The 24,028-nt window shown below is 67.9% G+C and carries 21 protein-coding genes; 12 read left to right on the top strand and 9 right to left on the bottom strand.

Annotated features, from left to right (window positions below; genetic code table 11):
* Positions 1 to 19: 19 nt before the first annotated feature.
* Together AC3A6Y_RS03610 and AC3A6Y_RS03605 are read left to right on the top strand one after the other, a co-directional pair.
* Positions 20 to 607, top strand: coding sequence for an IMPACT family protein (locus tag AC3A6Y_RS03610; RefSeq protein ID WP_487866860.1), 588 nt, complete (start codon positions 20 to 22; stop codon positions 605 to 607).
* A 134-nt stretch (positions 608 to 741) separates the two neighbouring features.
* Complete coding sequence (locus tag AC3A6Y_RS03605) at positions 742 to 1,269, top strand: bactofilin family protein (RefSeq protein ID WP_487866859.1); 528 nt, start codon at positions 742 to 744, stop codon at positions 1,267 to 1,269.
* Positions 1,270 to 1,291: 22 nt separating this feature from the next.
* Here the strand turns inward: AC3A6Y_RS03605 and AC3A6Y_RS03600 are convergent, their stop codons facing one another.
* Positions 1,292 to 2,104 (bottom strand): DUF72 domain-containing protein, encoded by an 813-nt coding sequence (locus AC3A6Y_RS03600; protein ID WP_487866858.1) that lies wholly within the window; start codon positions 2,102 to 2,104, stop codon positions 1,292 to 1,294.
* 124 nt (positions 2,105 to 2,228) lie between these two features.
* On the opposite strand from AC3A6Y_RS03600, the gene AC3A6Y_RS03595 reads away from it, so the two are divergent.
* Both AC3A6Y_RS03595 and AC3A6Y_RS03590 read left to right on the top strand, forming a co-directional pair.
* On the top strand, positions 2,229 to 3,722 hold the full coding sequence (locus AC3A6Y_RS03595) for a M20 family metallopeptidase (protein ID WP_487866857.1): 1,494 nt from the start codon (positions 2,229 to 2,231) through the stop codon (positions 3,720 to 3,722).
* A 17-nt stretch (positions 3,723 to 3,739) separates the two neighbouring features.
* A complete protein-coding gene (locus tag AC3A6Y_RS03590; protein WP_487866856.1) occupies positions 3,740 to 4,576 on the top strand; it encodes a lysophospholipase in 837 nt (278 codons plus the stop codon).
* Here AC3A6Y_RS03590 and AC3A6Y_RS03585 read toward each other — a convergent pair.
* Genes AC3A6Y_RS03585 through AC3A6Y_RS03565 form a run of 5 tightly spaced genes read right to left on the bottom strand, consistent with a single transcriptional unit; the run spans position 4,573 to position 9,485 of the window.
* Entirely contained in the window at positions 4,573 to 5,757 is a 1,185-nt protein-coding gene (locus AC3A6Y_RS03585; protein ID WP_487866855.1) for an MFS transporter, read from the bottom strand. The genes AC3A6Y_RS03590 and AC3A6Y_RS03585 overlap by 4 nt on opposite strands.
* Positions 5,758 to 5,767: 10 nt before the next feature.
* Entirely contained in the window at positions 5,768 to 6,220 is a 453-nt protein-coding gene (locus AC3A6Y_RS03580; RefSeq protein WP_487866854.1) for a YidB family protein, read from the bottom strand.
* A gap of 33 nt (positions 6,221 to 6,253) precedes the next feature.
* A complete protein-coding gene (locus AC3A6Y_RS03575; protein WP_487866853.1) occupies positions 6,254 to 7,615 on the bottom strand; it encodes a M20/M25/M40 family metallo-hydrolase in 1,362 nt (453 codons plus the stop codon).
* Between the two features lie 44 nt (positions 7,616 to 7,659).
* On the bottom strand, positions 7,660 to 8,394 hold the full coding sequence (locus AC3A6Y_RS03570) for a 16S rRNA (uracil(1498)-N(3))-methyltransferase (protein WP_487866852.1): 735 nt from the start codon (positions 8,392 to 8,394) through the stop codon (positions 7,660 to 7,662).
* Positions 8,391 to 9,485, bottom strand: a complete 1,095-nt coding sequence (locus tag AC3A6Y_RS03565) for an aminoglycoside phosphotransferase family protein (RefSeq protein WP_487866851.1) — start codon at positions 9,483 to 9,485, stop codon at positions 8,391 to 8,393. The genes AC3A6Y_RS03570 and AC3A6Y_RS03565 overlap by 4 nt, the downstream gene beginning before the upstream one ends.
* 90 nt (positions 9,486 to 9,575) lie before the next feature.
* On the opposite strand from AC3A6Y_RS03565, the gene AC3A6Y_RS03560 reads away from it, so the two are divergent.
* Genes AC3A6Y_RS03560 through rsmA form a run of 3 tightly spaced genes read left to right on the top strand, consistent with a single transcriptional unit; the run spans position 9,576 to position 14,188 of the window.
* The gene (locus tag AC3A6Y_RS03560) at positions 9,576 to 11,966 is read left to right on the top strand and encodes an LPS-assembly protein LptD (RefSeq protein WP_487866850.1); all 2,391 of its coding nucleotides are present in this window, start codon (positions 9,576 to 9,578) and stop codon (positions 11,964 to 11,966) included.
* 10 nt (positions 11,967 to 11,976) lie between these two features.
* Positions 11,977 to 13,386, top strand: a complete 1,410-nt coding sequence (locus tag AC3A6Y_RS03555) for a peptidylprolyl isomerase (RefSeq protein ID WP_487866849.1) — start codon at positions 11,977 to 11,979, stop codon at positions 13,384 to 13,386.
* A 25-nt stretch (positions 13,387 to 13,411) separates the two neighbouring features.
* The gene (gene rsmA, locus AC3A6Y_RS03550; protein ID WP_487866848.1) at positions 13,412 to 14,188 is read left to right on the top strand and encodes a 16S rRNA (adenine(1518)-N(6)/adenine(1519)-N(6))-dimethyltransferase RsmA; all 777 of its coding nucleotides are present in this window, start codon (positions 13,412 to 13,414) and stop codon (positions 14,186 to 14,188) included.
* Positions 14,189 to 14,424: 236 nt separating this feature from the next.
* Here the strand turns inward: rsmA and AC3A6Y_RS03545 are convergent, their stop codons facing one another.
* From AC3A6Y_RS03545 to AC3A6Y_RS03535, 3 genes are all read right to left on the bottom strand, one after another.
* Complete coding sequence (locus AC3A6Y_RS03545; RefSeq protein ID WP_162577690.1) at positions 14,425 to 14,859, bottom strand: barstar family protein; 435 nt, start codon at positions 14,857 to 14,859, stop codon at positions 14,425 to 14,427.
* A gap of 47 nt (positions 14,860 to 14,906) precedes the next feature.
* The gene (locus AC3A6Y_RS03540; RefSeq protein ID WP_487866847.1) at positions 14,907 to 15,320 is read right to left on the bottom strand and encodes a guanyl-specific ribonuclease; all 414 of its coding nucleotides are present in this window, start codon (positions 15,318 to 15,320) and stop codon (positions 14,907 to 14,909) included.
* Between the two features lie 181 nt (positions 15,321 to 15,501).
* Positions 15,502 to 17,841, bottom strand: a complete 2,340-nt coding sequence (locus AC3A6Y_RS03535; RefSeq protein WP_487866846.1) for an NADP-dependent malic enzyme — start codon at positions 17,839 to 17,841, stop codon at positions 15,502 to 15,504.
* A 164-nt stretch (positions 17,842 to 18,005) separates the two neighbouring features.
* Between AC3A6Y_RS03535 and AC3A6Y_RS03530 the strand changes: the two genes are divergently transcribed.
* The 5 genes from AC3A6Y_RS03530 (at position 18,006) to AC3A6Y_RS03510 (ending at position 23,986) form a co-directional block, all read left to right on the top strand.
* A complete protein-coding gene (locus AC3A6Y_RS03530; RefSeq protein ID WP_487866845.1) occupies positions 18,006 to 19,046 on the top strand; it encodes an SPFH domain-containing protein in 1,041 nt (346 codons plus the stop codon).
* A 71-nt stretch (positions 19,047 to 19,117) separates the two neighbouring features.
* Positions 19,118 to 20,596 (top strand): DUF4178 domain-containing protein, encoded by a 1,479-nt coding sequence (locus AC3A6Y_RS03525; protein WP_487866844.1) that lies wholly within the window; start codon positions 19,118 to 19,120, stop codon positions 20,594 to 20,596.
* A 21-nt stretch (positions 20,597 to 20,617) separates the two neighbouring features.
* Positions 20,618 to 20,839, top strand: coding sequence for a DUF350 domain-containing protein (locus tag AC3A6Y_RS03520; protein WP_487866843.1), 222 nt, complete (start codon positions 20,618 to 20,620; stop codon positions 20,837 to 20,839).
* 16 nt (positions 20,840 to 20,855) lie between these two features.
* Entirely contained in the window at positions 20,856 to 22,415 is a 1,560-nt protein-coding gene (locus AC3A6Y_RS03515) for a polyamine aminopropyltransferase (protein ID WP_487866842.1), read from the top strand.
* Entirely contained in the window at positions 22,415 to 23,986 is a 1,572-nt protein-coding gene (locus AC3A6Y_RS03510) for an FAD-dependent oxidoreductase (protein ID WP_487866841.1), read from the top strand. The genes AC3A6Y_RS03515 and AC3A6Y_RS03510 overlap by 1 nt, the downstream gene beginning before the upstream one ends.
* The last annotated feature ends 42 nt before the right edge of the window (positions 23,987 to 24,028 follow it).

Here is a 24,028-nt window from a genome sequence, read left to right as displayed (position 1 = left end):
CGGTCCCGCGCCCGGAACAATGGCCTTCACCCTCGCCGCGCCGCTGCACAGCGAACTGCTGATCAAGAAGAGCCGCTTCATCGGCTGCGTGCAGCCGGTGGCCGATCGCGCGGCCGCGCAGGCCATCGTCGATGCGCTGCGCAGCGCGCATCCCGGCGCGGCCCATGTGTGCTGGGCGCTGATGGCCGGTGGGCAGTCGGCCGCCAACGACGACGGAGAGCCCGGTGGCACCGCGGGCCGCCCCATGCTGGAAGTGCTGCGGCACCACGCGCTCGAGGGCGTGCTCGCGACCGTTGTGCGCTACTTCGGTGGCGTCAAGCTGGGTGCGGGCGGATTGGTGCGCGCCTACACCGACAGCATTGCGCAGGCCCTGCTCGGCGCAACGCTGGTGCCGCTCGTGAAGCAATGCTGTGTGCAATGCGCCATCCCTTACGCGCTCGAGGGCGTCGTGCGCCGAGAGATGGCGAGGGCAGGCGCCACGCTACTCGAAGTGCGCCATGAAAGCCTGGTGCATTTCTCCCTCAGCTTGCCCGAGCCGGTGGCCGCCGGCTTCATCGCAGCGGTCGACGATGCCGCTCAAGGGCGCGCGGTGTGGCAGACTGCGTGAGCCGACGCATCGAGACGCAGACGAAAGTTCCCAGCGACTGCCATTCGAGACGTATTCAGTTACGCTTCTTGCGCAATGAAGTGCAGCGAGCTCGGAGCGCCTTCTTACGATGACCCCTTTTGAGGAGCTTCCCATTGGCCACACAGTCCCCCTTCTTCGGCAAGCGTGAACGCGAAGCCGAACCCCTTGCCTCTCGTCCCGCGCCACTGATGGGTTCCGGCACCAACCTGTCGGGTTCGCCCGTGACCCCGGCCAATCTGTCGGCGCAGTCGACCGCGGGCGCGGCGGCCAAGGAAGGCGGCAGCAAGCTCACCGTCGGCCCCAACATCAAACTCAAGGGCGTCGAGATCACGGATTGCGACACGCTCGTGGTCGAAGGCCTGGTCGAGGCGACCATGGACTCGCGCGTGATGCAGATCGCCGAACAAGGCGCCTTCAAGGGCTCGGCCGAAATCGACATCGCCGAGATCCGAGGCCTGTTCGACGGCAACCTGACCGTGCGCGAGAAGCTTGTCATCCATTCCACCGGCAAAGTCACCGGCAAAATCCGTTACGGCAAGATCGTGGTCGAGGAAGGTGGCCAGCTCTCCGGCGAGATCAGCTTCGGTGCCGCCGCCGGCAGCAGCAGCGCCAGCAAGCCGGCGCTGCAAGCCGCAGCCTGACGCCGCGGCGTCTCTCGCGCGCTCAACCGAGGCGCTGAATCAAGGCACCGGCCGCCGCCGGTGCCTTTTCTTTTGCGCCGTTGATGAAGTAGATGAAGACATCGCGCGCGCTCTTCGTGCCCTTGCCGTCCGCCTCGACATAGGGCAGCGCTTCCGGCAGGCCGCCGCCGGCCCAGCGCTTCGCCGCCTCGGCCCAGGCATCGAGCGCCTTGGGCGCATAGCCGGTCTTCTGCCCGGCGTCGCTCATCATCAGCCGCGCATAGACGAAGTCGCTCGTCAGGTCGGCAAAGGACGGGAACTTGTCTGCGTCGGTGAAGACCGTCGCCGCCTGGTACTTGCGCGCCAGCGCCAGGTAGGCCGGCGCCATGAAGCTCGGATGCCGCACATCCATCACGTGGCGCAGCGCACGGCTGCCCACCTTCTTCGGCAGCAGCGCGAGAAAGGCCTCGAAGTCCTCGGGATCGAAGGCCTTGGTCGGCATGAACTGCCAGACGATCGGGCCGAGCTTGTTCGCGAGCTCCGTGATGCCGCTTTCGACAAAGCGCGAGACCGACTCGCCCGCGGCCGACAGCTGCTTGCGGTTGGTCGCGAAGCGCGAGGCCTTGAGCGAGAACACGAAGTCGTCCGGCGTCTCGTCGTGCCACTTCTTGAAGGTCGGCGGCTTGAAGCTGCTGTAGTAGGTGCCGTTGACCTCGATGGCCGTGAGCTGCCGGCTGGCGTAGTGCAGCTCCTGGCTGTGCGGCAGGCCCTCGGGATAGAAGTTGTTGCGCCAGGGCTCGTAGGTCCAGCCGCCGACGCCGACGCGAACACGCTTGTTCGTGCTGTTGCTGCTCAAGATCTGCCTCCGATCGGGTTGCCACTTCGAAGCCGGCAGAGATTAGCCCAAAGCCCTGCGGCCCGCGCGCCATGCGCCCATAATTCGCGAGATCCTCGCCCTGACCCACCACGCGGAGAACCCCATGAACGCCCCCCTGCACCGCGAAATGCCTTCGGGCCTGCTCGACGCCGAGCGCGCCCTGTCCGACGTCTCGACGAAATGGGACCAGGACATCGTCCGCCAGCTCACCGAGTACATCGCCATCCCGGCCAAGTCGCCCGGCTTCGACAAGGACTGGGTGCAGAACGGCTATCTGGACACCGTGATGCGCAATGCCGCCGCCTGGGTCGAGGCGCAGAAGGTCGAGGGCCTGACGCTCGAGATCGTGCGCCTCGAAGGGCGCACCCCGGTGCTCTTCTTCGAGGTGCCGGCCACCGGCACCGACATGAGCGAGACCGTGCTGATGTACGGCCACCTCGACAAGCAGCCCGAGTTCACCGGCTGGCGCAGCGACCTCGGTCCGTGGACACCCAAGTACGAGGACGGCCTGCTCTACGGCCGCGGCGGCGCGGATGACGGCTACGCGGTGTACGCGAGCGTCGCGGCGCTTCAGGCGCTGAAGGCGCAGGGCGCGGCCCATCCGCGCGTGGTCGGCCTGATCGAGACCTGCGAGGAATCCGGCTCCTACGACCTGCTGCCCTACATCGATGCGCTGCGGCCGCGCCTCGGCGAGGTGGGCCTCGTGATCTGCCTCGATTCGGGTGCCGGCAACTACGACCAGCTGTGGCTCACCACCTCGCTGCGCGGCATGGCGAGCGGGACGCTGAAGGTCGAGGTCCTGACCGAGGGCGTGCATTCCGGCGACGCCTCGGGCCTGGTGCCCTCGAGCTTCCGCATCATGCGCCAGGTGCTGGACCGCCTCGAGGATAGCAAGACCGGCCGCCTGCTGCCGCAGAGCTTCCACTGCGAGCTGCCGGCCGATCGCCTCGCGCAGGCCAGGGCCACCGCCGAAATCCTGGGCGACGAGGTCTACAAGCGCTTTCCCTGGGCGCACTACGACTGCGGCGGCGCGACCGCTTTCGCACTGCCGACCACCAGCGATCCGGTGGAGGCGCTGATCAACCGCACCTGGAAGCCCACGCTCTCCGTGACGGGCGCCGAGGGCTTCCCGGCGCTCAAGGACGCGGGCAACGTGCTGCGTCCGTACACCGCGTTCAAGCTCTCGCTGCGCCTGCCGCCGCTGGTCGATGCCGACCGGGCCGTGCAGGAGCTCAAGGCGCTGCTCGAAGACAACGCGCCCTACCAGGCCAAGGTCACCTTCGAGAGCAACGGCGGCGCCACCGGCTGGAATGCACCTTCGACCGCACCCTGGTTCGAGCGCGCGCTCAACGCCGCCTCGCAGGCGCACTTCGGCGCGAGCTGCGGCTACATCGGGCAAGGCGGGACCATTCCGCTCATGAACATGCTGAGCGTCGGCTTCCCGAAGGCGCAGATGATGGTCTGCGGCGTGCTCGGCCCCAAGAGCAATGCGCACGGACCCAACGAGTTCCTGCATGTGCCTTATGCCAAGAAGCTGACCGCGGCCGTGGCCGAGGTCATCGCCGCCCTGCCGGCCGCGCGCGCCGCCGGCGCCTGAAGCCGGTCGCCGCATTCGTGGCGCAAGCGCAATTGCGCACGCCGGACGGCGAGACGCTGGCCCTGCGCGACTGGCCGCTTTCGAAAGATCGCCCCGCCCGGGCCGTCGTCGCGCTGGTGCATGGCATCGGCGAGCATGCGGGCCGTTACGCGCATGTGGCGCAAGCCCTCAACGACTGGGGTTTCGCAGTCCGTGCCGCCGACCACTACGGCCACGGCGCATCGAGCGGCGCACGCGGCGGACTGCCCAGCGTGATGCGATTGGTGGACGACCTCGCGCTGGTCGTCGACGACACGCGCCACCTTTATCCGGGACTGCCGCTGGTCGTGCTGGGTCACAGCCTCGGCGGGCTGGTCGCGGCGAGCTTCGTGGCGCGCGCGGTGCGGCCCGTCGATGCGCTGGTGCTCTCGTCGCCGGGATTGGATCCGGGGCTCAGCGCGTTTCAGAAACTGCTCGTCGCCGTGCTGTCACGCGCGGCGCCCACGCTGCGCGTGAGCAACGGACTCGATGAGCGCTATCTCTCCCACGATCCGGCCGTGGTCGAGGGCTATCGTGCGGACTCGCTGTGCCACGACCGTATCGGTGCGCGACTGGCGCGCTTCCTGGCCGATGAAGGCGCGGTCGTGCAGGCGGCGGCGCCTCGATGGACGGTGCCCACCTTGCTGGTCTACGCCGGCGACGACCGGCTGGTGAAGGCGGACGGCAGCCGACGCTTTGCGGAGGCCGCGCCGGCCAAGGTGCTCAGCGCCACCTGCTTTCCGGCGCTCTATCACGAGATCTTCAACGAGCTGGAATCGAAGCCCGTCTTCGACGCGCTGGCACGCTGGCTCGACGCCCGCTTCCCGCCGGCCTAAGCCGCCGCTGCAGCCGCTGCAGCCGCGGCACGCCGCTTGCGCGCGAGCCACAGCAGTCCTGCGCCGGTCAGCAGCACCGGCACCAGCGAGCCGATGTTCAGCAATTGCCAGCCCTGCGTCGTGACCAGCACGCCGGAGGCGAAGGAGCTCAGCGCCAGCGTCGCGAAGACGCAGAAGTTGAGCGCGCCTTGCGCACGGTCCTTCTCCTCGGCCGTGTACGACGAGAGCGACAGTGTCGTGCTGCCCGTGAAGAGGAAGTTCCAGCCCACACCCAGCAGGAAGAGCGCGACCAGGAACTGGTGCAATTCCACACCCGACAGCGCCACGGCGATGCAGCCCAGGTTGAGCAGCAGGCCTGCGCCCATCACCGGCAGCGCGCCAAAGCGGCGGATCAGATGGCCGGTGAAGAAACCCGGCGCGAACATGCCGATCACATGCCATTCGAGCACCAGAGCGACGTCATCGAAAGGCAGGCTGCAGATTTGCATCGCGATCGGCGTGGCGGCCATCAGCAGGTTCATCACGCCGTAGCTGAGCGCGCCCGCGAGCGCAGCGACGATGAACACCGGCTGGCGCACGATCTCGCCGAGCGGCCGTCCGCCGGTTGCAGCACTCCTCGCGGCCGGCGCGGGAAAGTCGATGAAGTGCATCAGGCCCATTGCCAGCAGCGCGACGGCGCCGAGGGCGAGATAGACGCCCGCGAAGGGCACCGCGAACCAGCTGCGCGTGAGGGCCGCGAGGTTGGGGCCCGCCACCGCGCCGATGAGGCCGCCCGCCATCACCAGCGAGACCGCCTTCTCGCGCCACGCAGGCGTGGCCAGTTCGGCGGCAGCGAAGCGGTAGAGCGCGGCGTTCGCGTTGTAGTAGCCGGCCACCACGGTGGCCGCGCACAACAGCCAGAAGTCTTGCCAGAACGCGGCCTGCGCACACAGCAGCGCCGAGCCCAAAGCCACGGCCAGGCCGATCTGGAAGGAGCGGCGCCGCCCGAGGCGGCGCTGCGTGCGGGCCACCAGGCCGGTGGCCAGTGCGCCGCCGACCACATAGCCCATCACCGGCAGCGTGGCCATCCAGCCGCGCGGCGCCAGCGCCAGGCCGACGAGGCCGTTGATCGCGATGAAGGCGACGTTGTTGGTCAGGAACAAGCCCTGGCAGATGGCGAGCAGCCAGAGATTGCGGTTCATCGAGAGGTGCTCAACCCTTGTGCAGCAGGCTGCTGAGCGAGGACAGCAGCTCGTCCTGGTCGCCCAGGCCCTCGGCCGGCGCCTGGCCCTGGGGCGTGAGCCGGTCGATCAGCATCGGCAACAGCGTGGCCAGCATCGGCAGCAGGGTGGCGGCGTTGAGGCCGAGCTTCTGCGCGAGACCGGAGACGACGTCGCTGCCCAGCGCGTCCTGCAGCTGGCCGTCGGTGACCGGCTGGTTCTCGCCTTTGCCGATCCACGAGCCGATCACGTCGCCCATGCCGGCCTGTTCGAACTTGGAGACCAGCCCGCCCAGGCCGCCCACCTCGCCGTTGTTGGCGAGCAGGCTGCCGAGCGCGCCGGCGAGGCCGCCGAACTCATCGGGCCCGCCCAAGCCGCCGCCCTGGGGTTGCTGTGGCTGCGCGCCTCCGAGCACTTGTCCGAGTACCGAATCGAGCAATCCCATGATGGACTCCTGATAGTGAGTGAGGGGGAAGGGCTAGGGCTGTGCGCGCGGCGGGCGCTTGGGCAGCAAGGGCTCGCTCACGCCCTGCACGCCGACCAGCCCGAGCACGGTCGCGAGCGAATTCTGCGCGCCTTTCCAGCCGTCTGTCACATCGATCCATTCGGTGAGCGCGTGGAAGCCGCCGGTCTTGCCACCGCCGCCGATGATGATGGCCGGGATGCCCAGCGACATCGGCACGTTGGCATCGGTGCTGGCGCCGCTCAGCAAGGTCTTCTGGCCGAAGGCGCTGTTGGAGCGCACCGCGGCCTCGACGATCACGGAGTCCGAGGGCGTGCGCCCGCCCGGCCGGTCGCCGATGAGCTTGTTGCTCACGCTCAGCGTGGCGACGTTCCAGCGCTTGTTCTCCTCGGCCACCGCCTCGTCGATCGCGGCCAGCACCTTCTTCTCGGTCTCGAGCAGTGCGCCCAACTCGTCGGAGCGGATGTCCACCGCCATGCGCGCATCGGGGGCAATGGTGTTGACCGACGTGCCGCCGCCGACCGTGCCCACGGTGAAGGTGGTCTTGGGAAAGCTGGGCGTCTTGATCTCCGCGATCTTGGCGATCGCGCGACCCATGCCGTGGATCGCACTGGGCACCTGGCCGAAAGCGCCGTAGCTGTGGCCGCCGGGCCCCTTGAAGCTCACCTCGTAGCGATGGCTCGCGGTACCCAGCACGAGCACCGTGCCGTCGGGCGTCGGCTCCACGCCCACCATGCCGTCGATGTCGAGGTGCTCGCGGAAGAGCGCCTTCATGCCCCGCAGGTTGCCCAGTTCCTCCTCGCCCACGTTGCCCACGAACAGCAGGTCGCCGACGGTCTGGACATTGTTGTCGTTGAGCACCTTGAGCCAGGACAGCAGCACAGCGAGGCCGCGCGTATCGTCCGAAATGCCTGGCGCATACAGCTTGCCGTCACGCTCCTTCACCTTCACGTCGGTGCCCGCGGGAAAGACCGTGTCGAGATGGGCCGAGATCAGCAGCTTGGGCCCGTTGCCCGTGCCCTTGCGCAGGCCCACCACGTTGCCCTCGGCATCGATGCGGGCGTCGCTGAGGCCCAGCGCCTTCATGCGCGCGAGAAAGGCCTCGGCGCGCTTCTGTTCCTTGAAGGGCGGCGCCTCGATCTCGGTGAGCATCTTGAGGTCTTCGACCGAGCGCTCATGGTCCGCTTTCACCGCCTCGAGCAAGCGCTTCACGGCGGGCGCGGCCAGCAGCTGCGTGTAGGCCTGGTCGACGGCCGGCCGAACCTGGGTCGGCGTCGGCGCCACTGCCGTCCCCTGGGCATGGGCGGCATTGGCAGTGCACAGCGTGGCGAGCAGGAGGGGCGCGAGGCGCAGCGAAGACGGCAGGAGCGATGGCATGTGTGGGTGGGGTTGCAATGTGGAAGAAGAGGCGGGGCGTCTGTTCACGGGTGTGCGAGCAATGCAAGCGCCGCCAGCGCCGCGGTCTCGGCGCGCAGCACGCGCGGACCGAGCGTGAGTGGCGCGAAACCGCGCGCGATGGCGTCGCCCTCCTCGGCGGTGCTCAGGCCGCCTTCGGGGCCACTGAGCACACAGGCGCCGCGCCGGCCAGTGGCCGGGTCGCTGTCGCGGATCTCGCGCAGGCTGTGCGCGCCATCGGCCAGGCTGAGCACGAAGCGCTCGGCATCGTCGATCGGCGGCGAGTCGATCCAGCCGGCCAGCGCACGCACAGGGTGAACCAGCGGCACCCGGTTGCGGCCGCACTGCTCGCAGGCCGCGATCGCGATCGCCTGCCAGTGCGCGCGCTTCTTGTCGGCGCGCTCGCCGGCCAGGCGCAGCACGCCATGCGCGGTCATCAGGGGCTGGATGCTGGCGACGCCGAGTTCGGTCGCCTTCTCGACCAGCCAGTCCATGCGCTCGTTGGCTGGCATGCCGATCGCCAGGTGCACGGCGCGCTGCGCCTCGCGCTCGATCGCGGCGTGCGCGCCGACCTGCACCGTCACTTCGCTGCGGCCCATGCGCTCGACGGTGGCCTCGTACTCGCCGCCGCTGCCGTCGAAGAGCGTGAGCGCGTCGCCGGGCTGCATGCGCAGCACCTGGACGTGGCGCGCGGCGCCGGGCGGGAGCGCAATCGCGCTGTGCGCGGCAAGGGCCGTGGCGCAGTGGAAGCGCGGCTTCACATCCGCCCGTACGCGAAGCCGCTCTGCGGCTGCGTGCCTTCGATGTCGTCGATGGCGCGCAAGAGCGGCGTCAGCTCGCGATAGCGGCCCGCTGTCGCGCGAATGTAGGCGATGAAGCGCGGCGCATCGCCCAGGTACTTCGGCTTGCCATCGCGCAGCGTCAGCCGGGCGAAGATGCCCGCCACTTTCAGGTGGCGCTGCAGGCCCATCCATTCGACCGCGCGGTAGAACGCGCCGAAGTCATCGTCCACGGGCAGTCCCGCCTTGCGCGCCTGCTCCCAGTAGCGCACCGTGACGTCGAGCACGAAGTCCTCGTCCCAGCTCAGGAAGGCGTCGCGCATCAGGCTGGCGATGTCATAGGTAATGGGGCCGTGCACCGCGTCCTGGAAGTCCAGCACGCCCAGGGCCGGGCCGCCGGTGATCATCAGGTTGCGCGGCATGAAGTCGCGGTGCACGTACACGCTGGGCGCTGCAAGGTTGTTCTCGACGATCAGCTGAAAGCTGCGTCGAAGGCGCTCCTGCAGCGGGCCCTCGACGGCCAGGCCACGGTGCCGGGCCACGTACCAGTCGGGGAACAGCGCCAGCTCGCGCTCGAGCAGCGCGCGGTCGTAGGGCGGCAACACCTGCGGCCGCGACGCGAGTTGCCATCGGATCAGCGCATCGATCGCCTGGAGGTACAGCGGACGCGCAGCATCGGGATCGGCCGGGTCGATCACCTCGAGCATGGTCTGGCGGCCGAGGTCGTCGAGCAGGAGGAAGCCTTGCGGCTCGTGCCATTCGAGCACCCGGGGCGCTGTGAGCCCGGCGTCGCGCATCAGCCGGGCGACCTGCACGAAGGGGGCGCTGTTCTCCTGGGCGGGGGGCGCGTCCATCACGATGCGCGTGCCGGCCGGGTCCTCGGTGTCGATGCGGAAGTAGCGGCGGAAGCTTGCGTCGGCCGAGGCCGGCCGCACGGTGGCCGGCAGCAGCCGGTGCCGCGGGCCTACGGCGCCGAGCCAACGCGCAAAGGCCTGGGCGCGCTCCGGATCGCTCCAGCTGATCGGTGGGGAAGGCGTCGAGGCGCCGCTGTCCGGGGGCGGGGAGGCTGTCATGGATAATCAATTCTACAAATCCGCCCGGCGCGGGCCTGTCGCAACCCCCGACCATCCGGCGCTTCCCCCAGAAGAATTCTTTCCGTACCGATGCCTGACCTGACCCGAGCTGACTGGCGCCGGTGCCGACCGCCTTTGCCGCTGGCCTTGTTGACGCTGGCGCTGCTGCAAGCCCAAGGCGCATCGGCACAGGAGGCCGGCCTGGACGCGCCGATCACGCTCAAGCGCACGCCGCAACTGCTGGAGACCATCCCGAAGACGCAGCGCGGCGAGCTGCCGAGCTTCGTCGACGGGGACCGCATCTCCGGCCGGCCCGACCTCGAAACCGTGATCGAAGGCAATGCCTCGCTGCGGCGCGGCGACACGGTGATCCACGCCGACCGGCTCGAGTACTACCAGCCCGAGGACCTCGCCAAGGCGAGCGGGAACGTGCGCATCAACCAGGCCGGCAACGTCTACGAGGGCCCGCAGTTGGAGCTCAAGCTCGAAACCTTCGAGGGCTTCTTCAACAAGGTGCGCTACCGCTTCCTGGCCTCGGGCGGCGAGGGCGAGGCCGAGCGGGTGGACTTCGTCGACAGCAACGTCTCGATCGCCCGGCAGGGCACCTACACCACCTGCCGGCGCGAGGACTATCCCGGCTGGATGCCGGCCTGGCTGCTGAGCGCCGCGACGCTGACCACCGACACCGAGGAGAACGTCGGCGTGGCCACCGATGCACGGCTGAGCTTCATGGGCATCAGCACGCCGCCCTTTCCGTCGCTGAGCTTTCCACTCAGCAACGACCGCAAGAGCGGCTTCCTGCCGCCGACCATCGGCATCGGCAGCGTCAACGGCGTCGACATCAGCACGCCCTACTACTGGAACATCGCGCCGAACCGCGACGCGACCTTCTATCCGGAGGTGATGAGCAAGCGCGGCGTCAATTTGGGCACGGAGTTCCGCTACCTCGAGAAGGATTACAGCGGGGACATCCGCGTCGACTACATGCCGACCGACAGCCTGCGCAACCGCAAGCGCTGGGGCATCTGGACGAACCACTCGCAGACCTTCGATCCGAAGCCCCTGGGCCTGGATTCGCTGACCGCCTCACTCAGGTTCAACCGGGTGAGCGACGACGACTACTGGCGCGACTTCACGCGCACGCCCACGCTGACGACGCGTCTGCTGGCCAACGATGCCTCGCTCAACTGGACCAAGGGCGACTGGAACGGCGTGGTGCGCACGTTGAAATACCAGACGCTGCAGTATGACCTCTCGCCGATCGTGCCGCCCTACGACCGGCTGCCGCAGATCACCGCCAACTACAACAAGTACGACTGGAACGGCTTCGATTTCTCGTTCAACGCCGACTACTCGCGCTTCCGGGGGGACCCTTCGCTGCAGAAGCAGCCCGACGGCGAACGGGTGTACGCGCTGGGCTCGCTGAGCCGGCCCTTCCTCACGCCCGGCACCTTCGTCATTCCCAAGATCCAGTTGCACACGACCAGCTACCAGTTCGATGCGCCGCTGTCCAATGGCGCGAGCTCGGCCAGCCGAACGGTGCCGACCTTCAGCCTCGACAGCGGCATGATCTTCGAGCGCGACGCCAATTTCTTCGGCCGCGCCTTCCGCCAGACGCTGGAGCCGCGCGCCTTCTACGTCTACACGCCCTACCGAGACCAGAGCCTGCTGCCGAACTACGACTCGGCGGCCAACGATTTCAACTTCGCGACCGTCTACACCGAGAACGCGTTTTCCGGCAACGACCGCATCTCCGACAGCAACACGCTTACCACGGGCGTGACCTCGCGGCTGATCGATCCCGAAAGCGGCGCCGAGGCGGCCCGCTTCGGGATCGCGCAGCGGCTGCGCTTCAAGGACCAGCGCGTCACGCTGCCGGGCGGCACCCCGGTGACCGACCGCGTCAGCGACCTGCTGCTCGGCGCGCAGATCAACTGGACGCCCCAATGGAGCGTGGACGGCACCGTCCAGTACAACCCCGACGACCACAAGTCGACCCGCGCGGCGCTGAGCGCGCGCTACAACCCCGGGCCCTACCGCAACATCTCGGCGGCCTACCGCTACCAGGCGAACACGACCCCCACCTCCAACGACGGCAACAAATCGCTGGACGTGAGCTGGCAGTGGCCGATCAACGACCTGTGGGGCGACAAGGGCAAGGACCTCGGCCCGGGCCGTGGCCAAGGCGGCGGGCGCTGGTACGCCGTCGGCCGGCTCAACTACAGCCTGCAGGACCGCAAGCTCACCGACGGCGTGCTCGGCTTCGAGTACGACGGCTGCTGCTGGATCGGCCGCGTCGTCCTGGAACGCCTGACCACTGGCCAAGCCACCGCGAACACGCGCATCATGTTCCAGATCGAATTCGTCGGTTTCGCCTCCATCGGATCGAGCCCCATGCGCACCCTGACCCAGAACATCCAGCGCTACCAGCCTTTGCGGCAACCCTTCCCCGCACCGAGCCGCTTCACCAACTACGACTGAGCCTCCCGCCATGAACCACATCCGCTCCATCCTCACCCTGGCGTGCCTCGCAACGCTGGCCGCGGCGGCCGGTGCGCAGGGACAGGGCTCGCGCCCCGGCGTCGGCATCACGGACATCATGCGTGCCGGCCCGCGCCTCGCGCCTGCGCCCGCAGCACCCCGCGCCACCCCGCCCGCACCGACCGCCCAGCGTTCGGCCGAATACATCGTGGCGCTCGTCAATTCAGAGCCCATCACCAACAACGAGGTGCAGACCCGGGTCGAGCGCCTGATGAAGGAAAACCCCGAGGCGCAGCGCGTGCCGAGGGCTGAGCTCACGCGCCTGGTGCTGGAACGGCTGATTGCCGAGCGCACCCAGCTGCAGGCGGCCAAGGAGGTCGGCATCAAGGTCGACGAGCTCGCCATCGACCAGGCCGAGCAGACCGTGGCCCGGCAGAACCAGATGAGCCTGACCGAATTGCGCAGCCGCGTCGCGGCCGAGGGCATCTCGCCCCAGAGCTTCCGCAACGACCTGCGCGACCAGCTCCTGCTCACCCGCCTGCGCGACCGCGAGATCGAGGCCAAGGTGAAGATCAGCGACGTCGAGGTCGACCAGTTCATGCGCGAGCAGCGCAACGGAGCCAACGCGGCCGTGGCGCCGAACCTGAATATCGCGCAGGTGCTGGTGGCGGTGCCCGAGAACGCCACCGAGGCGCAGGTCGCGACGCTGCAGCAACGGGCCCAGGGGGTCGCCCAGCGCGCGCGCGCCGGCGAGGATTTCGCCAAGCTCGCGCAGGAGTTCTCCGATTCGCCCGATCGCGCCAACGGCGGCGCTCTGGGCATGCGCAGCGCCGACCGCTACCCTTCCCTGTTCGTCGAGGCGACGCAGTCGACCGCGGTCAACGGCATTGCCGGGCCGATCCGCTCCGGCGCCGGCTTCCATGTGCTCAAGGTTCTGGCCAAGAGCCAGCCGGGCTCGGCCGACGCGGTCGTCACCCAGACCCACGTGCGGCACATCCTGCTGCGCAACGACGCGAAGCGCACCACCGCGCAGGCAGTGGCGCAGTTGGCCGAGTTCAAGGATCGCATCCAGAAGGGCACGGCCGATTTCGCTGGGCTGGCCCGCGACAACTCGCAAGACGGCAGCGCCAAGGATGGCGGCGAACTGGGCTGGTCGCGGCCCGGGCAGTTCGTGCCCGAGTTCGAGGAAGCCATGAACCGGCTGGCGCCCGGCCAGGTGAGCGATCCGGTCGTGTCCCGTTTCGGCGTGCACCTGATCCAGGTGATCGCGCGGCGCGACGCCAAGCTGAGCCAGGCCGAGCAGCGCGAGGCTGCGCGTGGCGTGCTGCGGGAGAAGAAGCTGGAGGAAGCCTACGAAACCTGGGCGCAGGAGCTGCGCACGCGCGCCTACGTCGAGTATCGCGAGGCGCCGCAGTCCTGATGGCAAGGCGCCGCGGCGGCCCTCGGTGAAGCACATTGCCCGCAAGCGCTTCGGACAGCATTTCCTGTCCGACGCCGGCATCATCGATGCGATCGTGCGCGAGATCGCGCCGCGGCCCGGCGATGCGATGGTCGAGATCGGCCCGGGCCTCGCGGCGCTGACCCAGCCGCTGGTCGAGCGCCTCGGCCGCCTGACCGTGATCGAGCTGGACCGCGACCTGGCGCAGCGGTTGCGGGCGCATGGACAGCTCGAGGTGATCGAGTCGGACGTCCTGAAGGTGGATTTCGCGGCCCTGGCCGAGCGCCTGGCGATTCCCCCGGCGTCGAAGCTGCTGCGCGTGGTGGGCAACCTGCCCTACAACATCTCGACGCCCATCCTGTTCCACCTGCTGGACTTCGCGCACTTGATCGCCGACCAGCACTTCATGCTGCAGAAGGAAGTCATCGACCGCATGGTCGCGCAGCCGGCCAGCTCGGACTACGGCCGATTGAGCGTGATGCTGCAGTGGCGCTACGCGATGGAGAACGTCCTGTTCGTGCCGCCCGAGAGCTTCGATCCGCCGCCACGCGTGGACAGTGCCGTGGTGCGCATGGTGCCGCTGGCCGAACCGCCGTCGGTCGACGCAAGCCGGCTCGGCGAGATCGTGCAGGTCGCCTTCAGCCAGCGCCGCAAACTGCTGCGCCATAGCTTGGGCAAATGGCTGGAGCAGCATGGCTTCGCCGGCCATTTCGACACGCAGCGGCGTGCGGAGGAAGTGCCGGTGGGCGAGTACGTCGCCCTGGCCCAGGCCCTCGCCCCCTAAAGAAAAAGGCCCGTCAGAGACGGGCCTTCTCGGGCAAGCCTACGCGGCTGCGAGCCAGTAGCCCGCGTTGAAAGGACTGCTCATGCGCAGCGCCAGGGGCGACACGTCGACCAGTTTGTCGGTCGGCATCTTTTCTGCCGCCGGGTCGCTATTGCCTTGGACTTCGATACCGGGCACCGATTCGGTACCGTTAGCCTCGTTCGCCCGTTCTGCTTGGCTGGTGGATGCAGAACGGGCTACAGAAAAGAATAGAAGCACCGGAACGGTATCTTCCGATCCCCCCAGTAGTCGGCGGCGTCCCGGAAGATGTCGAGCAATTGCTCGCGCGCTTCCTTGTCGAACTTGGCATTGGCCGGGATCTGCTCGAGCACGATGACGAAACCAGGCTGCGGGCCCGATTTATGCAACGGGTCGGTCATGCAGTCGTACAGCGCATCGAAGTTTTTGCCGAAATGCTGTGGAAAGGTGAACTGCTGGGCGATCAGGTCCAGCACGTCCTGCTTGGACTGGGCATTGCCCAGGTTGGCGTAAAGGAAGTGCTGGCCCGCTGCGTGCGCCGCCTCTTGCAGATCGCTCACGCGAAACGCACGAATCGACTGCACGATATTGGGTCGCACGCCCCGAAGTGTGGGGGTCATCTCCGCTGGTCTTTCCATAGTTGTCGTGGTCATCTTTACCTCAGGGCGCCTGGGTGCGCCGCTCAAATCCAGTTCATCGCTCATGGCTCGATCCGCCTGAAACTTGCATAGTGGTCTGCCGTGTACCAGCACACCGAGGGTGTCGTGCGCTCGCCTCCGCAGACGATGCGCCGTGCACCACGGTCACGCGAGCCGGGTGTTTCGACCGTGTACTCTCGGTAATGGCCCCGGCGCTCTCGCGGCAACAGGCGTTCGCGATTGCCGAACACCGAGCCGTCCTTTTCATATCGGAAGGGGCCACCCTTCAAGATGGCTTCGTAAGTGCGCTGGCCCTGCACCGGCAATTCGGCCAGCGCGATCGTTTCCTGTGCCGGCTGTCCGGCGCGGGTGCCTGTCCATTCACGGGCCTGGGCTCCGGCGCCGAGGGCCACCAGCAGGAGCCCTGTGAGCGCAAATTTGGAAACCGGGGACGTGATCGAGGCGTAAGCCGCCATGGGGCACCAGAAGGAAAAGAGCGAGGGCCGAATCGCAGGTCAACCTCCGGGTTAACCCGCAAATTCAAGGCCGCAAGTGTGCCCTAGGGCCGTACAAAACGCAAGCGCCTGCTCAATCTTTGAGCAGGCGCCAGGGTCTCGCACTTACAACTGAAGTTAGCGACCGCTGTCGCACCAAGGCTTAACGCTCGGCGTTGGCGTCGGCAACGGTGAGGGCCGTCATGTTGACGATACGGCGTACCGTGGCGCTGGCCGTGAGGATGTGTACGGGTTTGGCAGCGCCGAGCAGGACCGGGCCGATGGCGATGTTGCCGCCGGCCGCCGTCTTGAGCAGGTTGTAGGAAATGTTGGCCGCATCGATGTTCGGGAATACCAGCAGATTGGCATTGCCGGCCAGGGCGCTGTGCGGCATGAGAGCGGCGCGCTGCTTGCCGTCCAAAGCAACGTCGCCGTGCATTTCGCCGTCGACTTCCAGCCAAGGCGCTTGTTCGCGCAGCAGCGCCAGCGTCTGACGCATCTTGACGGCGCTCGGGTGTTCGCTCGTTCCGAAATTCGAATGCGAAAGCAGCGCGGCTTTGGGCTTGATGCCGAATCGCATCATTTCCTCGGCCGCCATGGTCGTGATCTCGGCCAGTTCTTCGGGCGTCGGGTCGTAGTTGACATGCGTGTCGACCAGGAACACCTGCCTGTCGGGCAGCAGCAGGCCGTTCATGCAAGCGTAGATCGGCACGTCCTGAGGGGTGCTCGGGCAGCCGCCGGCGCGCTTGCCGATGACCTGGTCGATATAGCGCAGATGCAGCGCCGTGGTGCCCCAGGTTCCGCAGATCAGCCCGTCGACGTCGCCTTTGTGCAGCAGCATGGCGCCGATCAGCGTGAGGCGGCGGCGCATCTCGATCTTGGCGACCTGCACCGTGATGCCCTTGCGCTCCGTCATGCGGTGGTAGGTTTGCCAGAAATCGCGGTATCGGTGGTCGAAGTCGGTGTTGACGACGTCGTAGTCGAGCTCTTCCTTCAGCCGCAGGCCGAACTTCTCGATGCGCTGCGCGATGATCGCCGGCCGGCCGATCAGCGTGGGCCGCGCGACGCCTTCGTCGACCACGATCTGTGCGGCGCGCAGCACCCGTTCTTCCTCGCCTTCGCTGTAGGCCACCCGCTTCTTCGGCGCGCGCCGGGCGGCGTCGAAGATCGGCTTCATCGTGGTGCCCGAAGCGTAGACGAAGCTCTGCAGCTTGTCGCGGTAGGCATCGAGGTCGGCGATGGGGCGCAGGGCGACGCCGCATTCGGCGGCCGCCTTGGCGACCGCGGGCGCGATCTTCATCATGAGCCGCGGGTCGAAGGGCTTCGGGATCAGGTACTCGGGGCCGAAGCTGAGCTTCTCGCCGACGTAAGCCGCCGCGACGCGCTCGCTTTGCTCCGCCTGCGCGAGCTCGGCGATGGCATGCACCGCCGCGACTTCCATTTCGTCGGTGATGGTGGTCGCGCCGCAGTCGAGTGCGCCGCGGAAGATGTAGGGGAAGCACAGGACGTTGTTGACCTGGTTCGGATAGTCCGTGCGGCCGGTCGCCATGACGACGTCGTCGCGCACGGCCTTCGCGTCTTCGGGCGTGATTTCCGGATTCGGGTTGGCCAGCGCGAAGATCACCGGCCTGGCCGCCATCTTCGCCACCATGGCGGGCTTGAGTACGCCGCCGGCGGAGAGGCCGAGGAACACGTCGGCGCCCTCGATCACCTCGGCCAGCGAGCGCGCCGATGTCTTCTGCATGTATTGGCGCTTGTCGTCGTCCATCAGCTCGGTGCGGCCTTCATAGACCACGCCGGCCAGGTCGGTCACGAACACGTTCTCGCGCTTCAGGCCGACCTTGAGCAGCAGGTTGAGGCAGGCCAGCGCCGCGGCGCCGGCGCCGGATGTGACCAGCTTGATCTGCGCGATGTCCTTGCCCACCACCTTGAGGCCGTTGAGCATGGCGGCCGCCACCGTGATCGCGGTGCCGTGCTGGTCGTCGTGGAAGACCGGGATCTTCATGCGCTTGCGCAGCTCGCGCTCGACGTAGAAGCAATCGGGCGCCTTGATGTCCTCGAGGTTGATGGCGCCGAAGGTCGGCTCCAGCGCCGCGATGACTTCGACCAGCCTGGCCGGGTCCTTCTCGTCGATCTCGATGTCGAAGACGTCGACGCCCGCGAACTTCTTGAACAGCACGCCCTTGCCCTCCATCACCGGCTTGGAGGCGAGCGGCCCGATGTCGCCCAGGCCCAGCACGGCGGTGCCGTTGCTGATCACCGCCACCAGGTTGCCGCGCGCGGTGTACTTGAAGGCGTTGACCGGGTCCTTCACGATCTCCTCGCAAGGCGCCGCCACTCCGGGCGAGTAGGCCAGCGCCAGGTCGCGCTGGTTCAGCATCTGTTTCGTCGCCGCGATCGCGACCTTGCCCGGGACAGGAAACTCGTGATATTCAAGGGCCGCCTTGCGCAGCTCGGCGCGCTTGTCTTCGGGCGTAGGGATCGGGGAGGTCAGATCGGACATGTGCCTTGGCTCCGTGCAACGCTTCTTGTGAGGGGCGCCGATTGTAGACCTCGCAATCGAGAGGGCACCGGCTATGCAGCGCCGCCCGTGCGGCCAAAAAGGCCCGAAGCCCTCAGGCCGTTGTGGCAATATGCCCGCTCAGAAAAACCGGACGAGGATCGACCATGGCGCTGATGGATTTCATCAAGAAGCAGTTCATCGACATCATCCAGTGGACCGAAACTGGAGACGGGACATTGGCCTGGCGCTTTCCGATGGCCGGGATGGAAATCCAGAACGGCGCCTCGCTCACGGTGCGCGAGTCGCAGGTGGCGGTCTTCGTCAACGAGGGCCAGGTGGCCGACGTGTTCGGCCCGGGCATGTACAAGCTCACCACGCAGACGCTGCCGGTGCTCACCTATCTCAAGAACTGGGACAAGCTCTTCGAGTCCCCGTTCAAGAGCGACGTCTACTTCTTCAGCACCCGCCAGCAGGTCGACCAGAAATGGGGCACGCCCCAGCCGATCACCATCCGCGACAAGGACTTCGGCGCCGTGCGCCTGCGTGCCTTCGGCAACTACAGCTTCCGCATCGGCGATGCCAAGCTCTTCCATACGGAGATCTCGGGCACGCGCGACATCTACAGCGTGGCCGACCTCGACGGCCAACTGCGCGGCCTGGTGCTGCAGAACATCAGCAACGCGATCGCTTCCAGCGGCGTGCCCTTTCTCGACCTGGCGGCCAACCAGATCCAGTTCGCTCAGGCGCTGGCGGCGCAGCTGGTGCCCGAGTTCTCCAAGATCGGCATCCAGCTCGAGGCCATCACGGTCCAGAATGTTTCCCTGCCCGAGGAGCTGCAGAAGATCCTCGACCAGAAGATCGGCATGGGCATGGTCGGGCAGGACATGGGCAAGTTCATGCAGTACCAGACGGCGCAGGCCATTCCCAAGTTCGCCGAGGGCTCCGGCCAGGGCAGCGGCATCGCCGGCGACGCGATGGGCCTGGGCGCCGGCGTGGCGCTGGGCCAGGTGCTGGCGCAGAACCTGCAACAGGGACTCAACCCCAACAATCCCACTGCGGCGCAACAGCAACCCGCGGTCGCCGTGGTCAACCCCGCCGACGTGATGACCACCATCGAGAAGCTCGGCGAGCTCAAGACCAAGGGCATCCTCACGCAGGAAGAATTCGACGCCAAGAAGGCGGAACTGCTGAAGAAGCTGGTCTGAGCCCGTTCCGCTGCAGCGAGCCCGTCGACGCGTCGACAGGGGCGCGCTGAGCGGATTCTTGCCGTCTTTTCGTGGCCACCGACTCCTCCCAGCAGCGCTACTACCGCGCGCCCTGCCCCGGGTGCGGCGCGCCCGTCGAATTCCGTTCGGCGCAGTCCACCCACGCCGTCTGTCCATACTGCCAGAGCACGGTCGTGCGCCAGGGCGACACCCTCGCGCGCACCGGCAAGATGGCGGAGCTGTTCGACGACTTCAGCCCGCTGCAGCTCTTCGCCGCCGGGCGCATTCAGGACCAGCCCTTCACGCTGGTGGGCCGCCTGCAGTACAGCTACGAGGGCGGTCGCTGGACCGAGTGGATCGCCGCGCTCGACGGCGAGCGCACCGGCATCCTGAGCGAAGACAACGGCGCTTTCGTGTTCTCGCTGCCGCACACATTGCAGCGCGAGGCGCCCGATCCCGACGAGCTGCGCGTCGGCGCGACCACCGCCTTCAACGGCCAGAGCTACACGGTGGCCTCCAACGAGCAGGTGCGCCTGGTCTCGGCCCAGGGCGAGCTGCCGCGCTTGCCAGAGCTCGGCCGGCCCTTCGCGGTGGTCGAGCTGCGCAGCGACCAGGGCCTGGTGCTGAGCCTCGACTACGACACTCGGCCGCCGGGCGCCTATCTCGGCCGCTCCGTGCAGCTCGAAGACCTGCAGCTCACCGGCCTGCGCGACGAATCGGCCAAGGAGGAAAAAGGCCGCAGCTTCAACTGCCCGAACTGCGGCTCGCCGGTCACGGTCAATTTTGCCGAGAGCAAGAGCATCACCTGCCGCGCCTGCAACAGCATCATCGACCTGACGCAGGGCATCGGCGGCGAGCTGCGCCACGCCGAGCAGCACGAGCCGGTGCAGCCCTTGATCCCGGTGGGCGCCACCGGCCAGCTGCAGGGCGTGCAGTGGCAGGTCGTGGGCTTCCAGCACCGCATGGGCGTGGCGCCCGGCGACGACGAGCACTTCGGGTGGAACGAATACCTGCTCTATAACAAAAAGCGGGGCTTCAGCTTCCTGGTCGATGCCGAGGACGGCTGGAGCCTGGTCAAGCCCACCACCGGCGCGCCCACCATGGCCGAGAGCGGCTCGCGCGCCACCTACCTGGGCAAGGTCTACCAGCAGCAGTACGCCTACAACGCCGAAACGACGTACGTGGCCGGCGAGTTCTACTGGCAGGTCGAGCGGGGACAGAAGAGCTTCAACCGCGACTTCGCGAGCGGCACGGCCCTGCTGTCCATGGAGCGCTCGGCAAAGGAGCTGACCTGGTCTTCCGGCAGCAAGATCGACAGCGCCGCGGTGGCCGCGGCCTTCAAGCTCGGCGGCAAGAAGGACATGTTCAAGCGCGGCGACGCGCTGCCGGTGAGCGCGGCGGGCAAGCTCGGCTGCGGCACCATCATCCTGATCATCGTGTTGATCATCATCCTCTTGATCATCCTGAGCACCTGCACCAGCAGCTCGGGCGGCTCGCGCAGTTCGGGCGGCTCCTATGGCGGCTATTCCAGTGGCGGCGGCCACAAATGACGTTTTTTACCGGAGGTCCTCATGTTGGGAATTGAATGGCTAAGGCCCGCGGCCTTCCTGGGCTCGATCCTCTACGCGCTCATCGGCGTGCTGATGTTCTGGATCATCTTCCTGCTCATCGACAAGTTCACGCCCTACGACCTGTGGCAGGAGATCGTCGAGAAGCAGAACGTGGCGCTCGGCGTGGTGGTGGCCGCGATGAGTCTGGGCATCAGCATCATCGTCGCCGCCGCGATCCATTGAGCCTTCGCGGCCCGCAATGAGCGAGGCAGCCTTGGATCCGGCTCCCGCGAGGACGGCGCGCGGCCCGCAGCCCGTGGAGATCGCGCTGCTGGCCAGCGTCTTCGTGGTCGCGGCCTGCGGGCTGGTCTACGAGCTCAGCGCCGCGGCGCTCAGTTCGTACCTGCTCGGCGACTCGGTGCTGCAGTTCAGCACCATCATCGGCACCTACCTGTTCGCAATGGGCGTGGGCTCCTGGCTCTCGCGCTACTTCGAGCGGCAGCTGCCGGCGCACTTCCTGCGCATCGAGCTCATGGTGGCGCTGATCGGCGGCGCGCTCCCCGCCTTGCTCTTCATCGCCAACGCCTACATCCCCGGTGCCTTCCGCCTTCTGCTCTACGGGATGGTGCTGGTGGTGGGCACGTTGGTGGGGCTCGAGATCCCGCTGGTGATGCGCATCCTGCGCCGCAATGTGATGCTGAAGGACCTGGTCTCGCAGGTGCTGACCTTCGACTACCTGGGCGCGCTGGCGGTATCGGTTGCCTTCCCGCTGCTGCTGGTGCCCCAGCTCGGCATGATCCGCACCGGCCTGCTCTTCGGGCTCATGAATGCGGCAGTGGCGCTGTGGGCGCTGTGGCTCTTCAGGCACGAGCTGCGCCGCTTGGGGGCGCATGCGCTGGCCTGTGTGCTGGTACTGGCTGCGCTGGCCGGCGCCTTCGTCTTCGCCGAGCACATCACGACGCTGGCGGAAGACAAGTTCTACCAGGACCGCATCGTCTTCGGCGAGAGCTCGCCCTATCAGCGCATCGTGGTCACACGGGGCGCCGCCGGGCACCGGCTCTTCCTCAATGGCAACCTGCAGTTCGCCGAGCGCGACGAGTACCGCTATCACGAGGCTCTGGTGCATCCGGCCATGGCGGCGCAGGGCGCACCGAAAAAGGTGGCCGTGCTCGGCGGCGGCGACGGCATGGCGGTGCGCGAGATCCTCAAGTACCCCTCGGTGGAAAGCATCACGCTGGTCGAGCTCGACCCGAACATGACGCGGCTGTTCAGCGCGCACGAGACGCTGTCGGCGCTCAACGGCGGTGCGCTCAAGTCGCCGAAGGTGCATGTCGTCAACACCGACGCCTTCCATTGGCTGCAGCAAGCCGGCGACATGTTCGACGTGATCGTGGTCGACTTCCCCGATCCCACCAACTTCGCGATCGGCAAGCTCTACACGAATTCCTTTTACGCCCTGCTCGACAAGCGGCTGGCCGCCAGCGGCTATGCCGTGATCCAGACCACCTCGCCGCTGGTCGCGCGCAAGAGCTTCTGGACCGTGGTCGCGACCGTCGAATCGGTGGGCCTGCGGGCCGCGCCGTATCACGCGCACGTGCCCAGCTTCGGCGAATGGGGCTTCATCATCGCGAGCCGCAGGCCTTACCGGCTGCCCGAAGCCCTGCCCGACGGGCTGCGCTTCCTGGCCATGCCCGCGCTGCCGCAGCTCTTCGAGTTCCCGCGCGACATGGCGCGGGTGCCGGCCGAGGTGAACCGGCTGTCGAACCAGACCCTGGTGACCACCTACGAGCAGGAGTGGGGCAAGGTCGCCGGCCATTGATGAAGCGTCGCGAATTCCTGAGTGCCGCCGCCGGCGCCCTGGCGCTCGGCGGCTGCGAGGCGCGCGACCAGATCGAGGGCGGCTTCACCGGCATCGACGTCGAGCGTGGCCATGCGCTGCGCGATGGGACCTGGAGCCGCAACGACGCGCCTTCGTCCACGCGCCGCACCCGCGTCCTCATCGCCGGCGGCGGCGTGGCCGGCCTGGCGGCCGCACGTGCCCTGCGGCTGGCCGGCATCGAGGACTTCGTGTTGCTCGAGCTCGAAGACCAGGCCGGTGGCAACAGTCGCGGCGGCCGAGTGGGCGGCATCGATTGCCCGCTCGGCGCCCATTACTTGCCGCTGCCGGGCGACGAGGCGCACCAGGTGCAGGACCTGCTCGAGGAACTCGGCCTGCGCCGGCGCGTGGCGGGCCGCTGGGAGTACGAGGAGCGCCACCTCTGCCATAGCCCGCAGGAGCGCCTGTTCTTCCAGGGCGCCTGGCAGGATGGGCTGCTGCCCGTGCAGGGCGTGGGCGAGCGCACCCTGGCGCAATACCGCCTGTTCTCGCGGCGCGTGGAAGCGCTGCGGCGCGAGGCGCGCTTCGCCATCCCCACGCTGCGCGTGCCGCTCGCGCCGCGCCTGCTGGAACTGGACGCGCTGCCCTTCGCCGCCTGGCTCGAGCGCGAAGGCCTCGACGATCCCCGGCTCCGCTGGTACCTCGACTATTGCTGCCGCGACGACTACGGCGCCGGCAGCGCCCATGTCTCGGCCTGGGCCGGCATCCACTATTTCGCGAGCCGGCACGGCTTCCATGCACCCGGCGACGAGGACGCGGAGCGCGAAGCGGTGCTGACCTGGCCGGAGGGCAATGGCTGGCTCGCGCGGCGGCTCGTGGCCCCGCTGGGCGAGCGCCTGAAGACGGGCCAGGCGGTCCTGCGCATCGCCGAGACGCGTTCGGGCGTCGAGATCGAGGCTTTCGATGTGGCGGCGGGGGCGCGCGTGCGCTGGCAGGCGGAGCGCTGCATCGTCGCGCTGCCGGCCTTCATCGCCGCCCGTGTGGTGGAGAACCCGCCGGCGCCGCTGCGCGAGGCGGCGGACCGGCTGCGCCATGCGCCATGGCTGGTGGCCAACGTTCATGTGCGCGCCCCGCTGGCCGACCGGCCCGGCGCGGCGCCGAGCTGGGACAACGTGATCTACGGCACGCGCGGGCTCGGCTACGTCGATGCCCGTCACCAGGCGCTGGACCCCACGCCGGGCGCCACGGTGCTGAGCTGGTATCGGCCGCTGGGCCCGAGCGCTTACGACGGGCCGGAAGGCCGGCGCCTGCTGCTCGAGCGGCCCTGGCGCGGGTGGCGCGACGAGCTGCTCGGCGAGCTGTCGGTGGCTCATCCCGATCTTGCCGGGCTCGCCACGCGCATCGAAATCACCCGCTATGGCCATGCCATGGCCATCCCCGGGCCGGGCATGCTTGCCGGGCTGGGCGCGCGCGAGCGCGTCGTCGCCGGCCGGCTTGCCTTTGCGCACAGCGACTGGTCGGGGTATTCGATCTTCGAAGAGGCCTTCGTCCGCGGACACCTGTCGGCGGGCTGAGCCCGCCCGCCGCTGCTCGCTGGGTTCGGTGGATGGTCATCC

This window comes from Variovorax sp. Soil_C_17, assembly GCF_057657265.1.
This window is presented reverse-complemented; position numbering and strand designations above follow the sequence as displayed.

What these genes read in the sequence shown, in the direction of transcription:
- AC3A6Y_RS03610 (WP_487866860.1), top strand. Translation starts at nt 20, where the DNA reads ATGGCCTTCACCCTCGCCGCGCCGCTGCACAGCGAACTGCTGATCAAG.
- AC3A6Y_RS03595 (WP_487866857.1), top strand. Translation starts at nt 2,229, where the DNA reads ATGAACGCCCCCCTGCACCGCGAAATGCCTTCGGGCCTGCTCGACGCC.
- AC3A6Y_RS03585 (WP_487866855.1), bottom strand. Translation starts at nt 5,757, where the DNA reads ATGAACCGCAATCTCTGGCTGCTCGCCATCTGCCAGGGCTTGTTCCTG.
- AC3A6Y_RS03580 (WP_487866854.1), bottom strand. Translation starts at nt 6,220, where the DNA reads ATGGGATTGCTCGATTCGGTACTCGGACAAGTGCTCGGAGGCGCGCAG.
- AC3A6Y_RS03575 (WP_487866853.1), bottom strand. Translation starts at nt 7,615, where the DNA reads ATGCCATCGCTCCTGCCGTCTTCGCTGCGCCTCGCGCCCCTCCTGCTC.
- AC3A6Y_RS03565 (WP_487866851.1), bottom strand. Translation starts at nt 9,485, where the DNA reads ATGACAGCCTCCCCGCCCCCGGACAGCGGCGCCTCGACGCCTTCCCCA.
- AC3A6Y_RS03560 (WP_487866850.1), top strand. Translation starts at nt 9,576, where the DNA reads ATGCCTGACCTGACCCGAGCTGACTGGCGCCGGTGCCGACCGCCTTTG.
- AC3A6Y_RS03555 (WP_487866849.1), top strand. Translation starts at nt 11,977, where the DNA reads ATGAACCACATCCGCTCCATCCTCACCCTGGCGTGCCTCGCAACGCTG.
- AC3A6Y_RS03545 (WP_162577690.1), bottom strand. Translation starts at nt 14,859, where the DNA reads ATGACCACGACAACTATGGAAAGACCAGCGGAGATGACCCCCACACTT.
- AC3A6Y_RS03540 (WP_487866847.1), bottom strand. Translation starts at nt 15,320, where the DNA reads ATGGCGGCTTACGCCTCGATCACGTCCCCGGTTTCCAAATTTGCGCTC.
- AC3A6Y_RS03535 (WP_487866846.1), bottom strand. Translation starts at nt 17,841, where the DNA reads ATGTCCGATCTGACCTCCCCGATCCCTACGCCCGAAGACAAGCGCGCC.
- AC3A6Y_RS03530 (WP_487866845.1), top strand. Translation starts at nt 18,006, where the DNA reads ATGGCGCTGATGGATTTCATCAAGAAGCAGTTCATCGACATCATCCAG.
- AC3A6Y_RS03520 (WP_487866843.1), top strand. Translation starts at nt 20,618, where the DNA reads ATGTTGGGAATTGAATGGCTAAGGCCCGCGGCCTTCCTGGGCTCGATC.
- AC3A6Y_RS03515 (WP_487866842.1), top strand. Translation starts at nt 20,856, where the DNA reads ATGAGCGAGGCAGCCTTGGATCCGGCTCCCGCGAGGACGGCGCGCGGC.
- AC3A6Y_RS03510 (WP_487866841.1), top strand. Translation starts at nt 22,415, where the DNA reads ATGAAGCGTCGCGAATTCCTGAGTGCCGCCGCCGGCGCCCTGGCGCTC.